Here is a 13342-nt window from a genome sequence, read left to right on the forward strand (position 1 = left end):
GTGGCCCGCCGGCGGTATCGATTGGCCCCGCGCCGCAAGCCCGAAGACCTGCTGCTGCCTAGCATCGACCTCATCTGCACTACCCCTTCAAAGGAACAAAGATGAGAGCCCAAGACGTATTGCCCGACGGCCAGGACTTCGCCGTCATCGACGGCCACACCCTGCGCAAGGGATCGGTCGGCGCCTTCCTCGCCAACGTGCGCATCCTCGAAGACGCGAGCACGCCGGCTGCCGACAGGCAAGCCGCCGAGCAAGACCTGGTTGCCCTGATCCCCACGCTCGACGCGCTGGGCCTGTTCGACGTGTTCGAGCTGCGGTCGCCCGCCTTGCGCGCCGAGGTGGCACGTCATCGCGCGGCGCTCAGCCCCGCGCCTGTTGCTGCTGCTTCGCCGCGCGCGTGATCGACGCCAGCGTGCCGCGCGTGGTGATCACCTCGGGGTCGAGCGGAATCTCGATCAGCGTGCCCGTGTCGGCTGCCAGCGCGCGCAGCAGCGCGGCCTCGAACTGCGCAGTCTCCGTCACGCGCTCGGCCGCATAGCCGTAGGCACGCGCAAGCCCGCAGAAGTCGGGATTGCGCAGCGCCGTGCCGCTAGTGCGCTCCGGGTATTCGCGCTCCTGGTGCATGCGGATGGTGCCGAACATGCCGTTGTTCAGCAGCACGATGATGCTCTTGCCGCCGTGCTGCGAAGCCGTTGCCAATTCCTGCCCCGTCATCAGGAAATCGCCATCGCCCGCGATGGTGAATGCCACCCGCCCCGTCGCCAGGTTGGCCGCGATGCCGGCCGGCACCCCGTAGCCCATCGCACCGCTGGTGGGCGCCAGCTGCGTCTTGGCGCCCTTGGCGAGCCCCTGATAGCGGAAGTAGCGGTGCACCCAGCTCGCGAAGTTGCCCGCGCCGTTGGTGATGGCGGCGTCCTCCGGCAGGTGCTTTTGCAGCAGTGCGACGACTGCCGCCATGTCGACCGGCCCGCGCGGTGTCTCGGCGGGCATGCCGGCCAGCGCCTGAGGCACGAGGTTGGCCTCGTAGTCCGCATGGGCCTGCAGCGTCCATTCTTCCCAGGGCAGCGTCGGCGGCGCGCTCAGCACCTCGAGGCTGCGAGCGGCGGCACTCATGCCGGCGTTGATGGCCAGGTCGGCCTGGTAGACGCGGTTGAGTTCTTCCGCGCTCGCATGGATGTGCACCAGCGTCTGCTTCGCCTTGGGCGCCTCGAGCAGCGTGTAGCCGCCGGTCGTCATTTCGCCCAGGCGCGGGCCGATGGCCAGGATCAGGTCGGCATCTTTCACGCGCTGCGCGAGCTTCGGGTTGATGGCGATGCCGACGTCGCCCGCATACAGCGGATGGTGGTTGTCGAAAGTGTCCTGGAAGCGGAAGGCATTCGTCACCGGCAGCCGCCAGTTCTCGGCAAAGCGCTGCAACGCCTGTGCGGCCTGCGTCGTCCAGCCGCCACCGCCGGCAATGACCAGCGGACGCTGCGACTTCAGCAGCAGTTCGCGCAGCGTGCGCAGGGCGCCGGGGTCGCTCCACGGCTCGACCGCGTCCACGCGCGCCAGCGGCCGCGCACTGGTCTCGCTGCGCAGCATGTCTTCGGGCAGCACCAGCACCACCGGCCCCGGCCGCCCGTTCATGGCGGTGGCGAAGGCGCGCGCCACGTACTCTGGAATGCGGTTGGCGTCGTCGATGCGCTCCACCCGCTTGGCGAAGCCCTTGGTGCTCGGCCCGAAGAAGCTGCCGTAGTCGACCTCCTGGAAGGCCTCGCGATCGCGGAAGTCGCTGCCGACGTCTCCCACGAACAGCACCATCGGCGTCGAATCCTGGAAGGCGTTGTGCACGCCGATCGACGCATTGGTCGCACCCGGGCCGCGGGTCACGAAGCACACGCCTGGGCGGCCCGTGAGCTTGCCGTGAGCCTCGGCCATGAAGGCCGCGCCGCCCTCCTGCCGGTTGACGATGAAGCGCGCGCGGTCGCGGTAGGCATGAAAGCCGTCGAGCACCGCCAGGAAGCTCTCGCCCGGCACGCCGAACGCGATATTCATCCCTTGCTCGACCAGGCACTCGACGATCAGGTGGCCTGCGGGTTGTGATGTACTCATGTGAAGAAGAACCTCGCTACGAATGTCTCCGGCAATTATGAGCGCCTGCCCCAGACGCCTTGCGTTAATTCCCCAATTGGTTAAATTCGCGACATGAAGCCCCCCAAGGACTCCACGCCCGACGCCCACGACGCGACCGAAACGATCGAGCCACGCTCGCGCGATGCCGATCGCTCGCAGCTCGCCATCCTCGCGTCGGCGCGCGACGAGTTCTCCGCGCGCGGGCTGGCCGGCGCACGCATGGACAGCATCGCCGAGCGCGCCGGGCTCAACAAGCGCCTCATCTACTACTACTTCGGCAGCAAGGACGACCTGTTCCTCGCGGTGCTGGAGCGCGTGTACGCCGACATCCGCGAGGCCGAGCAGCGCCTGCACCTCGACGAGATCGACCCCGTGGAGGCCATCCGCCAGCTGGTGTCGTTCACCTGGCACTACTATCTCGAGCACCCCGAATTCATCACGCTGCTCAACAGCGAGAACCTGCACTGCGCGGCGCACCTGAAGCGTTCCGAACGCATCCAGGAAATGAACTCGCCGCTGGTGCAGCTGCTCGACACCGTGCTCGAGCGCGGCCGCCGCGACAACCTGTTCCGCGCGGGCGTGGACCCGGTGCAGCTCTACATCTCTATCGCGTCGCTGTGCTACTTCTACCTGTCGAACAACCACACGCTGTCGGCCATCTTCGGCCGTGACCTGCGAGCCCCCAAGGCGATGGCGCAACGCCTTTCGCACATGACCGACCTCGTGCTGGGCTACGTACTGCACTGACGCACCGGGCGCGCACGGCTGCGGCGCGCCCTCCAACTCTCCGGGTATTCACTAGGCAGCGGCCGTTGACGCTGCGGCGCAGCCGTTTCTACAATCTTTAATTCACTCATTGGTGAATTGATCGATACAAGAAGCGGCCCGACCGCGCGGAGACACGTCCATGAAGTTCTTTGCCAGCACTGCACGCACCACCGTCCTTGCCTCGCTGACCTGCATCGCCGCCCTTCTGCCGGGCATGGCATCGGCGCAGAACGGCTACCCGGCCAAGCCGATCCGCGTGATCGTGCCCTTCGCTGCCGGCAGCACCACCGACATCATTGCGCGCGCCATCACCGACAAGATGGGCGCCAGCATGGGCCAGGTGCTGGTCATCGACAACCGCGCGGGCGCCAGCGGCACCATCGGCCAGCAGGCAGTGGCCACGGCCGCGCCCGACGGCTACACGCTGATGATTCACTCGTCGTCGCACACGGTCAGCCCCTCGACCTTCGCCAAGCTGCCCTTCGACACGGTGCACGACTTCGCCGGCATCACGCCGATCTCGTCGCTGCCCAACGCGCTGGTGATCTCGCCGTCGAAGAACATCAAGACCCTGCCGCAACTGCTGGCCGCCGCGCGCGCCAAGCCGGGCAGCATGAACTTCGCCTCGGCCGGACAGGGCAGCGCCACGCACCTGAACGCCGAGAAATTCAAGCTGGCCGCGAAGATCGACGCGACCAACATCCCGTTCAAGGGATCGGGCGAAGCCGTCACCGAGGTGCTCTCGGGCCGCGTCGACTACTACTTCTCGCCCATCGCGCCGGTCATCGGCCAGATCAAGGAAGGCCAGTTGCTGGCGCTGGCCGTCGGTTCGCCCAAGCGTGCCGCCGCCTTGCCCGACGTGCCCACCACCACCGAAGCCGGCGTGCCCGGCTCCGAGTTCAACTTCTGGATCGGAATGATGGCGCCCGCCAAGACGCCGCGCGACATCGTCGAGCGGCTGCACGCCGAGGTGACCAAGGCGCTGGCCACGCCCGAGGTGAAGGAGCGCTTCGCCAAGCTCGGCGCCGATCCGTGGACGCTCAAGCCCGCGCAGTTCGACGCCTACATCAAGGAAGAGATCGCCAGCAACGCCGAACTCGTGAAGGCCGCCGGCCTGTCGGTCCAGCAGTAAGCCAGAAAGCCCCGGCCCGCCCATGCTCCGCAAGCTCCTGCTCTCCCCTGCCCTGCGCCCTTTCCTGCTGATCCTGATGCTGCTGGTGCTGTGGGACCTGGCAATCCGCCTCTTCAGGATTCCGGCCTACCTGATTCCGCCGCCGTGGGAGGTGGTGAAGCAGCTCGTCGCCGAATGGCCGCACCTGCTCGCCGAAAGCTGGAAGACCACGCTCGCCACGCTCGGCGGCTTCGGCCTGACGATCCTGATCGGCATTCCGATCGCGATGGTCATCGCCTACTCGCGTGTGGTCGAGTCGTATGTTTACCCGCTGTTGGTGTTCTCGCAGAGCATTCCCAAGGTGGCAATTGCACCGCTGTTCGTGGTGTGGTTCGGCTTCGGCATCTTCCCCAAGGTGATCAGCGCCTTCCTGCTGGGCTTCTTCCCGGTGGTGGTGTCCACGGTGATGGGCTTCAAGTCGGTGGAGCCCGACATGCTCGATCTCTCTCGCTCGATGGGCGCGAGCCGCCTGCAGACCTTCTTCAAGATCAGCCTGCCGCAGGCCCTGCCCCAGATCTTCAGTGGCCTGAAGGTGTCGGTCACGCTGGCCGTGGTGGGCGCGGTGGTCGGTGAATTCGTCGGCTCCAACTCGGGCATCGGCTATGTGCTGCAGGTGGCCAACGGCAACTTCGACCTGCCGCTGATGTTTGCCGCGCTGGTGGTTCTGTCGAGCATCGGCGTGATTCTTTTCGTCGCGGTCGACCTGGTCGAGCGCGTGATGATTCCGTGGCATGCCTCGCAGCGCCACACGCATTGAGTTCCTTCGCAAAAACCGACAACTCCTGGAGACAACACCATGAAGAAACTGCTTCCCTCGCTGCTCGCCGCGGCAGCGCTCGCCACCTTCGCCTCCTTCGCCATTTCGCCGGCCCATGCCCAGGGCGACAAGCCCAAGGACAAGGTCACGCTGATGCTCAACTGGTACCTGTACAGCGAGCACGCGCCCTTCTTCCTCGGCAAGGAAAAGGGCTTCTACGCCGACGAGGGCATCGACCTCGACATCCAGGAGGGCCGCGGCTCCGCCGTCACCGCGCAGGCGGTGGCCGCCAAGTCGGCCACCTTCGGCTACATCGACGTCACCACCATGATCAAGGCCGCCGCCAAGGGCGCGCCGCTGAAGTCGACCGGCGTGCTGTTCCAGGTGAGCCCGATGTCGGTCATGGGCTTCACCGAGAAGAACATCAAGACGCCGAAGGACATCATCGGCAAGACCGTGGCCGTGACGCCGGGCGACTCGATGTCGCAGATGTGGCCGCTGTTCCTGAAGGTCAACGACATCAAGCCCGACCAGGTGAAGATCGTCTCGGGCGACGGCCAGACCAAGCTCAATGCCGTGACCAACGGCCAGGCCGACCTGCTGCTGGGCTACGTGATGGACCAGGCCATCAAGCTGCAGGACGCCACCGGCAAGCCGGTGACGCCGATCCGCTTCGCCGACTCGGGCGTGAACCAGATCAGCTCCGGGATCATCACCAACAAGAACCTGCTGACAGAGAACCCCGACCTGGTGAAGCGCTTCATGCGCGCTTCCACCAAGGCCGCCGAAGCCGCCGAAAAGAGCCCCGAGGCGGCCGTCGACGCGATGCTCAAGGCCAACGCCAAGGCCGGCGTGCGCGACACGCTCATCGTGGGCATGAAGCAGAGCGTGGCGCTCTATCACACGAAGGAAACCGCCAACCAGCGTCCGTATCGCGTGACCATGAAGAACGTCAGCGACTCGCTCGACCTGCTGGTGCAGTACGGCGGCATGGACCCATCGACGCGCGGCAAGCCTGAAGACTACGTGACGCTCGACTTTCTCCCCTGACCCGCCCTTGCCCCTGAACCCGCGCGCTTTCCGCTGCCGCCATCTCTCACGCACTCCATGTCCCAAGTCAACCTGATCGAAGCGCGCGGCGTCTCGAAGATCTACCAAAGCAAGGATGGCCCGGTCGAGTCGCTCAAGCCGCTCGACTTCGCCATCGAGGAAGGCGAGTTCGTCTCCGTCGTCGGCCCCTCGGGCTGCGGCAAGAGCACCTTGCTGAAGATGGTGGCGGGCCTGCTGCCCATCAGCGGCGGCAGCCTCACGCTGGCCGGCAAGCCGATCAAGGGGCCGCAGAAGGACGTGGGCATCGTGTTCCAGAGCGCGGTGCTGCTGCCCTGGCGCAGCGTGGAAGACAACATCCTGCTGCAGGCCGAGATGCGCCATCTGCCCATGGACGCCGCCAGGGCTCGCGCCCGCGAGTTGATGGAGATGGCCGGCCTGAAGGGCTTCGAAGGCAAGTACCCGTGGCAGCTGTCGGGCGGCATGCAGCAGCGCGCATCGATCTGCCGCGCCCTGCTGCACGACCCGTCGGTGCTGCTGATGGACGAGCCCTTCGGCGCGCTGGACGCCATGACGCGCGAGAAGATGAACCTGGAGCTGCAGCGCATCTGGATGGCGTCGAAGAAGACGGTGATGCTCATCACCCACAGCATTCCCGAGGCCATCTTCCTGTCGGATCGCGTGATCGTGATGAGCGAGCGGCCCGGCTCCATTGCCGCCGTGTACGACATCGACCTGCCGCGCGCCCGCACGCTCGACATGATGGCCTCGCCCGAGTTCGGCGCCTACACGAAGCTGGTGCGCGCGCATTTCTTCTCGCAGGGCATCCTGGACCACTGAAGGCGACAGCCATGGACGCGATCCGTTTTCATGTCGAGGAGATTCGCTTCACCGAGCGCAGCGTGGTGCTGAGACTGCCGTTCCGCTTCGGTGCGGCCACGGTCACGGCCTGCCCGCAGGTCTACGTGAAGGCCCGCATCCGTTTCGCGGACGGCCGCACGGCCGAGGGTTGCGCCGCCGAGATGATGGTGCCCAAGTGGTTCGACAAGAACCCCGCGCTCACCAACGAACAGAACTTCGAGCAACTGCGCTTCGCCCTGCGCGATGCGCGCGAGGCCTACACCGCCGAGGCCGACGCGCAGACCGCGTGGACGCATTTCGCCTCCAACTACGCCGCACTGCAAAGCCGCGCCAGGGCCAAGGGCCTGCAGCCGCTGGTGGCCAGCTACGGCCCCGCGCTGATCGACCGCGCCCTGCTCGACGCGCTGTGCCTGCACAGCGGCGTGAGCTTCGCGACGGCGATGAGCGCCAACCTTGCAGGCATCGATATCGCGGGCAGCGGCCTGGCCGACGACCTCGCGGGCTTCGACATGCCCGCCTTCCTGGCAAAGCAATCGCCGCGAACCCGCATTGCCGCGCGCCACACCGTGGGCCTGGCCGATGCCATCGACGAAAGCGACGCCCTGCCCGACGCGGCCGCCGACGGCCTGCCCACCACGCTCGCGGCCGCCGTGCGCCGCTATGGCCTCACGCATTTCAAGCTCAAGCTCTGCGGCGACACCGCACAGGACATCGCGCGCCTCGAGCGCATCGCCCGCATCATCGACGGCCACGCCCAGTTGGTGACGCTCGACGGCAACGAGCAGTACGCCGACGCGGACGCCTTTGGCGCGTTCCTCGACCGCATGCTGTCCACGCCCGCGCTGCACACGCTGGTGCAGAAGACGGTGTTCGTCGAGCAGCCGATCCGCCGCGACGCCGCATTGCAGCGCGACGTGTCGGCACTGGGCGAGCGCATTCCGCTGCTCATCGACGAATCCGACAGCACGCTCGACGCATTCCTGCAGGCCAGAGCGCTCGGCTACACCGGCGTGTCGAGCAAGAGCTGCAAGGGCTTCTACAAGTCGATCGTCAATGCCGCGCGATGCGCGCAGTGGAACGCGGCCGGCGACACGGCACGCTACTTCCTGTCTGGCGAAGACCTCACCATGCAGGCCGGCCTCGGCGTGCAGCAGGACCTGGCGCTGGTCGCGTGGCTCGGGCTCTCGCACGTCGAGCGCAACGGCCACCACTACGTCAACGGCCTCGCGGCCTCGCCCGAGGCCGAGCAGCAGGCCCTGCTGAAGCTGCATCCCGGCCTGTACGAACCCAGCGACGGCGCAGTGCGCCTCGCCATCCGCGAAGGGCAGCTCGATCTGTCCTCGCTCGCCAACGCGCCCGGCTTTGCCACCGGCAAACCCGGCGCCGGCATCTCGTGGGACGCCATGCGTTCCGTCTACTGAAGCACCCTCTTCAATCTCTCTCGCATCTCAAGGAAGAAAACGATGGCCACCCAACGTCTCGGAATCATCATGCACGGCGTCACCGGCCGCATGGGCATGAACCAGCATCTGATCCGCTCGATCTGCGCCATCCGTGCGCAAGGCGGCGTCACGCTGTCGAACGGCGACAAGGTCATGCCCGACCCGATCCTCATCGGCCGCAATGCCGAGAAGATGGAAGCGCTGGCCAAGGCGCACAACATCCCGCGCTGGGGCACCGACCTCGACAAGGCGCTGGAGAACAAGGACGACACCATCTTCTTCGACGCCGGCACCACGCAGATGCGCCCCACGCTGCTGGCCAAGGCCATCCGCGCCGGCAAGCATGTGTACTGCGAGAAGCCGATTGCCACCAACCTGAACGAGGCCGTCGAAATCGCACGTCTGGCCGAGGGCTCGGGCCTCAAGCACGGCGCGGTGCAGGACAAGCTCTTCCTGCCCGGCCTGCGCAAGCTCGACATGCTGCGCCGCGCCGGCTTCTTCGGCCGCATGCTCAGCGTGCGCCTGGAGTTCGGCTACTGGGTGTTCGAAGGCGACCTGCAGCCCATCCAGCGCCCGAGCTGGAACTACCGCAAGGAAGACGGCGGCGGCATGATCCTGGACATGATGTGCCACTGGCGCTATGTGCTGGACAACCTGTTCGGCGAAGTGAAGTCGGTGTCATGCATCGGCGCCACCCACATCCCCAAGCGCTGGGACGAGGCCGGCAAGCCCTATGAAGCCACCGCCGACGACGCCGCCTACGCCACCTGCGAGCTGACCGGCCACAACGGCGAGCCCGTCATCGCGCAGATCAACATGAGCTGGGTCACGCGCGTGCGCCGCGACGACCTCGTGACCTTCCACGTCGACGGCACCGACGGCTCGGCCGTGGCCGGCCTGTCGAGCTGCCGCGCCCAGTCGCGCGTGGCCACGCCGCGCCCGGTGTGGAACCCTGACGAGAAGCAGACCATGAACTTCTTCGACCAGTGGCAGGAGATTCCGGACTCGCAGGTCTACGACAACGGCTTCAAGATCCAGTGGGAGCACTTCATTCGCCACGTGGTCGAGAACGCACCCTACAAGTGGACGCTGCCCGAAGGCGCCAAGGGCGTGCAGCTGGTCGAGGCCGCGCTGGAATCGTGGCAAGACCGCCGCTGGGTCGACGTGCCCGCGCTGAAGGTCTGAGGCAGGCATGGCGCTTTCTCTCACTCTCCCCACCTCGGGCGGCGCGCTCGCGCCCTACGCGCTGCGCGGCACCGCGCCGGTCAAGCCCGACGCGGGCGTGAAGTTCAACCGCATCGCCTACTCGGCCGCGCACGTGGTGGCCGACCCGCTGGCCGCCATCGACCCGTGGCTGCAATGCGCGGTCGACTGGGACACCACCATCGCCTACCGCCGCCACCTGTTTTCGCTGGGCCTGGGCGTGGCCGAGGCCATGGACACCGCGCAGCGCGGCATGGGCCTGGACTGGCCCACCTCGCTGGAGCTGATCCGCCGCTCGCTCGATGCGGCCAAGGACGTTCCGGGCGCTCTGGTGGCTTCGGGCTGCGGCACCGACCACCTGGACATCGACAGCGTGAAGAGCGTCGACGACGTGATCCGCGGCTATGAAGAGCAGATGGCCGCCATCGAGGCGCTCGGCGGCAAGCTGATCGTGATGGCCAGCCGGGCGCTGGCCCGCGTGGCCAGGAGCCCTGCCGACTACGAGCGCGTTTACGACCGCATCCTGAGCCAGGCGAAGCAGCCGGTGGTGCTGCACTGGCTGGGCGACATGTTCGACCCGGCGCTGGCCGGCTACTGGGGCACGAAGGACGTCAACGCCGCCATGGACACCGCGCTGGGCATCATCGCGGCGCACCCGGACAAGGTCGACGGCATCAAGATCTCCCTGCTCGACAAGGACAAGGAGATTGCGATGCGCCGGCGCCTGCCGCCGGGCGTGCGCATGTACACGGGCGACGACTTCAACTACGCCGAGCTGATTGCAGGTGACGGCTTCGGCAATGAGCCGACGCATGGCAAGAGCGACGCGCTGCTGGGCATCTTCGACGCCATCGCGCCGGCAGCGAGCGCCGCGTTGGGCGCACTGGCGCAAGGCGACAACGAGAAGTTCCACGACATCCTCGGCCCCACGGTGCCGCTGTCGCGCCACATCTTTGCAGCGCCCACGCGCTTCTACAAGACCGGCGTGGTGTTCATGGCCTGGCTCAACGGCCACCAGAAGCACTTCACGATGGTCGGCGGCCAGCAGAGCACGCGCTCGCTGCAGCACTTTGCGGAACTGTTCCGGCTGGCCGATGCGGCCAACCTGCTGGAGCAGCCCGAGTTGGCTGTCCGACGCATGAAGACATTGCTCGCGCTGCACGGCGTGGAAGGTTGAAGCCACCCCATGCGTGATTTTTCGCAAGACCACGACTGGCTGTCGATCAACACCGCCACGGTGCGCAAGCAACTGGGCGCCGAGGTGCCGCTGGACCGCATCATCGACCAGTGCGCCGAGCGCGGCATCCGCGCGATCAGCCCCTGGCGCGACCAGGTGGCGGCTGTCGGGCTCGACAAGGTGGCGAAGCAACTGAAGGCGCACGGCATCGGCCTCTCGGGCTACTGCCGCGGCGGCTTCTTCCCCGCGCCCGATGCGGCCGGACTGAAGGCTGCGCTCGACGACAACCGCCGCGCAATCGACGAAGCGAAGACGCTCGACGCGCCCTGCCTCGTATTGGTGGTCGGTGCCCTGCCCGGCGCGCTGGACGGCAAGGCGGCCTACAAGGATATCGGCCGTGCGCGCGGCGAGGTGCGCGACGGCATCGCCGCATCGCTGGAGTACGCCCGCGAGGTCGGCATGCCGCTCGCCATCGAGCCCTTGCACCCGATGCAGGCGGCCGACCGCGCGTGCGTCAACACGCTGGAGCACGCGCTCGATATTTGCGATGAACTCGACGCGGGAAAGAGCGGCATGCTGGGCGTGGCGCTCGACATCTATCACGTGTGGTGGGACCCGAAGCTGCAGCAGCAGATTGCCCGCGCCGGCCGCGAGCGTCTGCTGGCGTACCACGTCTGCGACTGGCTCACGCCCACGCGCGATCTGCTGAGCGACCGCGGGATGATGGGTGACGGCGTGGTCGAGCTGAAGAAGATCCGCGGGTGGGTCGAGGACGCTGGGTTCGCCGGCTTCAGCGAGGTGGAGATCTTTTCGAGTCTCGACTGGTGGCAGCGGCCTGGGAGCGAGACTCTGGAAGTCTGCATCGAGCGGCACAAGCGGGCTGTCTAGCGCTGCTCTGTGTTCGCCGTGTTCGGGGCGCGTGCACAGGCCGCCGGGTACTCCCCTCCGCGAATGTCCCCCGGCCTGCGGCCTCCTCCTTTATTTCGCTGCGGGGAGCACCCGACGCCCTGTGCACGATGAGCGCGGCTGTAACGCTAGCGGTTTGACCTCTGCTGCGAATTTCAGATAGACGTGCAGAGGCGTATCAACCAGCTTTTTGAGAGACACGCGGGGGACAAGTGGAGGTCCAAAGGGTTGGTGCTGGCCGCGATCGACACCCATTGCGCCGATTGCGATGACGCTGGCGAAGGCCTAGACCCACGAGGTCGATTCGATGCTCGGGAGATTGCTTCTGAAAGAGAGTTCGTTCATGGCAGCCGCCCCTTAAGGTACTTGCCCGCGCCACCTGAGAGCTCGCTGCGGTCGATGAGCTTGCCTTGAAAGTGGAAGTCCCGATCAATACGGACAATAAGCAGTTTCTCGAAGTTGCCCTGGCTCTTGACCAGTACGTGGTCGCTGGTCTTCTCGGGCGAGATGGTCTTGACCTCCACCCGCTCGCCGTCAATCGTGCCGTCAGAGCCGGGCGTGTGAGTCGCATTGCGGCGAAGCCCAAACTTGATTTCTGCGTAGATTTCGCCAAGCTCGCCCCAGACTTGGAGATATCGGCCAGTGTTCTCGAAGTGCCGAGCCGCGCACTCGACCAGGTCTTGGAAGATGTCCGTCTGCTTCAGGATGCTGAACGGAAAGCCCTCCCTGCTTCGGACAGGCTGAACTGAGGAGGCATCCTCCTCAGGCTCGCCCTCAAGTTGATCCTCGGCCCACTCCCTGTCGATGTGCTCCCACTCCCAAGGTGCTACGCCGCAGGCCGCAGCATCCGCTATGTCCTCCGCGCTGTAGCCCCGGTCGTACATCTCGTGAAGAAAATCCCAATCGCTCATTCTGTCCCTCGCTTCTTGTCCTGCTCCTGCTCGATTGTCCACCTCCACACAGGCACTAGACGTTGCCAGCTATTGTCCTGTCGCAGTAATTCGCCCGCAGCGTCGAGCGAGTTTTTCGAGGATTGAATCGGCGGTGGCGGGCCAGGTGAACGACCGCCGATCACCTCTGAACACAGAGCTGCCATTGAGCCAGACCCCGTAAACCCCAATCGCCCCGAATTCTCTTCACCACGAAGGCTTCACGCGGGCCGAGAAACCTGCGGCCCGCAGACCGGCCGCTATCCGCCAGTCTCAAACGCTGCGTGTCGCGCCTTCTCGCTCAGCTGAAACAGCTCTCCCGCCTTGCGGGCCAGTTCAGCCGCAAGCCAAAGCAGGTTGTCCAGTCGTCGAGGTCCATCCCCGCTGCACCAGTCGATGTCTTCCCCGTGGCAAACCCACAGGAGAGCTTCGAGTTGCGAGAGGGTGTTTTCAAGAACATCCGCCGGGTCTTGGGCGTTGTCTTCGGAAGCTACCGGCGTGCGAGGCCGGGCTATAGTCTTGGTAGCCATTTTTGTGCGTTCCTTTAGAGGGTGTTGCACGAACTTGGTTAGACGGTCGGGGTGCTGGTAACACCTCGGCCGTCGCCTTTTGATACCTCGCATCTGCATCGCTGCTTTCGCAACGAAGACCTGCCGCGAGGCAAGCAGCCTTCAAACATCTGAGCGGTGAGTGTGTCGCGCCTTTCTTGTCCCCTTGGTGGGGTGCAGAGTGACAGGGGCATCCACTCTAGAGAAGAACGCGACAAAGCAGCCGTTCCACGCGGCACGAAGTCCCGACGACCGCCAACAAATGCAGCTTCCGCAGCGGCACTGAACGATCACGCTGGCGGGGTGCCTTGCGCAGCGAAATAAAGGAGGAGGCCGAAGGCCGGGGGACATTCGCGGAGCAAGGTACCCCGTCGGCGTGATCGCGCCCTGAACAACGCAGCAAAGCGAAATCCCGCCACCT

The 13342-nt window shown here is 66.0% G+C and carries 13 protein-coding genes; 10 read left to right on the plus strand and 3 right to left on the minus strand.

Annotated features, from left to right (window positions below; genetic code table 11):
- Positions 1 to 101 precede the first annotated feature (101 nt).
- On the plus strand, positions 102 to 401 hold the full coding sequence (locus ACWV14_RS20860) for a hypothetical protein (protein ID WP_422087277.1): 300 nt from the start codon (positions 102 to 104) through the stop codon (positions 399 to 401).
- Here ACWV14_RS20860 and ACWV14_RS20865 read toward each other — a convergent pair.
- A complete protein-coding gene (locus tag ACWV14_RS20865) occupies positions 361 to 2091 on the minus strand; it encodes a thiamine pyrophosphate-binding protein (protein ID WP_454903468.1) in 1731 nt (576 codons plus the stop codon). The genes ACWV14_RS20860 and ACWV14_RS20865 overlap by 41 nt on opposite strands.
- Before the next feature lie 93 nt (positions 2092 to 2184).
- On the opposite strand from ACWV14_RS20865, the gene ACWV14_RS20870 reads away from it, so the two are divergent.
- The 9 genes from ACWV14_RS20870 (at position 2185) to ACWV14_RS20910 (ending at position 11426) form a co-directional block, all read left to right on the plus strand.
- The gene (locus ACWV14_RS20870; RefSeq protein WP_454903469.1) at positions 2185 to 2859 is read left to right on the plus strand and encodes a TetR/AcrR family transcriptional regulator; all 675 of its coding nucleotides are present in this window, start codon (positions 2185 to 2187) and stop codon (positions 2857 to 2859) included.
- Positions 2860 to 3019: 160 nt separating this feature from the next.
- Positions 3020 to 4012, plus strand: a complete 993-nt coding sequence (locus ACWV14_RS20875) for a tripartite tricarboxylate transporter substrate binding protein (protein ID WP_454903471.1) — start codon at positions 3020 to 3022, stop codon at positions 4010 to 4012.
- Between the two features lie 22 nt (positions 4013 to 4034).
- On the plus strand, positions 4035 to 4808 hold the full coding sequence (locus tag ACWV14_RS20880; RefSeq protein WP_422087281.1) for an ABC transporter permease: 774 nt from the start codon (positions 4035 to 4037) through the stop codon (positions 4806 to 4808).
- A 39-nt stretch (positions 4809 to 4847) separates the two neighbouring features.
- Positions 4848 to 5858: an ABC transporter substrate-binding protein gene (locus ACWV14_RS20885; RefSeq protein WP_454903472.1), complete on the plus strand. Its 1011-nt coding sequence runs from the start codon at positions 4848 to 4850 to the stop codon at positions 5856 to 5858.
- Positions 5859 to 5915: 57 nt separating this feature from the next.
- Entirely contained in the window at positions 5916 to 6695 is a 780-nt protein-coding gene (locus ACWV14_RS20890; RefSeq protein WP_422087283.1) for an ABC transporter ATP-binding protein, read from the plus strand.
- A gap of 11 nt (positions 6696 to 6706) precedes the next feature.
- A complete protein-coding gene (locus ACWV14_RS20895) occupies positions 6707 to 8137 on the plus strand; it encodes an enolase C-terminal domain-like protein (protein ID WP_454903473.1) in 1431 nt (476 codons plus the stop codon).
- Positions 8138 to 8179: 42 nt separating this feature from the next.
- Positions 8180 to 9343: a Gfo/Idh/MocA family protein gene (locus ACWV14_RS20900; RefSeq protein WP_081266627.1), complete on the plus strand. Its 1164-nt coding sequence runs from the start codon at positions 8180 to 8182 to the stop codon at positions 9341 to 9343.
- 7 nt (positions 9344 to 9350) lie between these two features.
- The gene (locus ACWV14_RS20905; protein ID WP_454903475.1) at positions 9351 to 10538 is read left to right on the plus strand and encodes a dihydrodipicolinate synthase family protein; all 1188 of its coding nucleotides are present in this window, start codon (positions 9351 to 9353) and stop codon (positions 10536 to 10538) included.
- A gap of 9 nt (positions 10539 to 10547) precedes the next feature.
- Complete coding sequence (locus ACWV14_RS20910) at positions 10548 to 11426, plus strand: sugar phosphate isomerase/epimerase family protein (protein ID WP_454903476.1); 879 nt, start codon at positions 10548 to 10550, stop codon at positions 11424 to 11426.
- A gap of 359 nt (positions 11427 to 11785) precedes the next feature.
- On the opposite strand, the gene ACWV14_RS20915 is transcribed toward ACWV14_RS20910, so the two are convergent.
- Positions 11786 to 12355 carry a DUF6998 domain-containing protein gene (locus ACWV14_RS20915; protein ID WP_454903477.1) on the minus strand — a complete coding sequence of 190 codons (570 nt, stop codon included), beginning with the start codon at positions 12353 to 12355 and terminating at the stop codon, positions 11786 to 11788.
- Positions 12356 to 12633: 278 nt separating this feature from the next.
- Positions 12634 to 12903 carry a hypothetical protein gene (locus ACWV14_RS20920; protein WP_454903478.1) on the minus strand — a complete coding sequence of 90 codons (270 nt, stop codon included), beginning with the start codon at positions 12901 to 12903 and terminating at the stop codon, positions 12634 to 12636.
- Between the last annotated feature and the right edge of the window lie 439 nt (positions 12904 to 13342).

Source organism: Variovorax durovernensis, from assembly GCF_977011995.1.

What these genes read in the sequence shown, in the direction of transcription:
- ACWV14_RS20890 (WP_422087283.1), top strand. Translation starts at nt 5,916, where the DNA reads ATGTCCCAAGTCAACCTGATCGAAGCGCGCGGCGTCTCGAAGATCTAC.
- ACWV14_RS20910 (WP_454903476.1), top strand. Translation starts at nt 10,548, where the DNA reads ATGCGTGATTTTTCGCAAGACCACGACTGGCTGTCGATCAACACCGCC.
- ACWV14_RS20885 (WP_454903472.1), top strand. Translation starts at nt 4,848, where the DNA reads ATGAAGAAACTGCTTCCCTCGCTGCTCGCCGCGGCAGCGCTCGCCACC.
- ACWV14_RS20895 (WP_454903473.1), top strand. Translation starts at nt 6,707, where the DNA reads ATGGACGCGATCCGTTTTCATGTCGAGGAGATTCGCTTCACCGAGCGC.
- ACWV14_RS20875 (WP_454903471.1), top strand. Translation starts at nt 3,020, where the DNA reads ATGAAGTTCTTTGCCAGCACTGCACGCACCACCGTCCTTGCCTCGCTG.
- ACWV14_RS20920 (WP_454903478.1), bottom strand. Translation starts at nt 12,903, where the DNA reads ATGGCTACCAAGACTATAGCCCGGCCTCGCACGCCGGTAGCTTCCGAA.
- ACWV14_RS20900 (WP_081266627.1), top strand. Translation starts at nt 8,180, where the DNA reads ATGGCCACCCAACGTCTCGGAATCATCATGCACGGCGTCACCGGCCGC.
- ACWV14_RS20865 (WP_454903468.1), bottom strand. Translation starts at nt 2,091, where the DNA reads ATGAGTACATCACAACCCGCAGGCCACCTGATCGTCGAGTGCCTGGTC.
- ACWV14_RS20915 (WP_454903477.1), bottom strand. Translation starts at nt 12,355, where the DNA reads ATGAGCGATTGGGATTTTCTTCACGAGATGTACGACCGGGGCTACAGC.
- ACWV14_RS20880 (WP_422087281.1), top strand. Translation starts at nt 4,035, where the DNA reads ATGCTCCGCAAGCTCCTGCTCTCCCCTGCCCTGCGCCCTTTCCTGCTG.
- ACWV14_RS20905 (WP_454903475.1), top strand. Translation starts at nt 9,351, where the DNA reads ATGGCGCTTTCTCTCACTCTCCCCACCTCGGGCGGCGCGCTCGCGCCC.
- ACWV14_RS20870 (WP_454903469.1), top strand. Translation starts at nt 2,185, where the DNA reads ATGAAGCCCCCCAAGGACTCCACGCCCGACGCCCACGACGCGACCGAA.
- ACWV14_RS20860 (WP_422087277.1), top strand. Translation starts at nt 102, where the DNA reads ATGAGAGCCCAAGACGTATTGCCCGACGGCCAGGACTTCGCCGTCATC.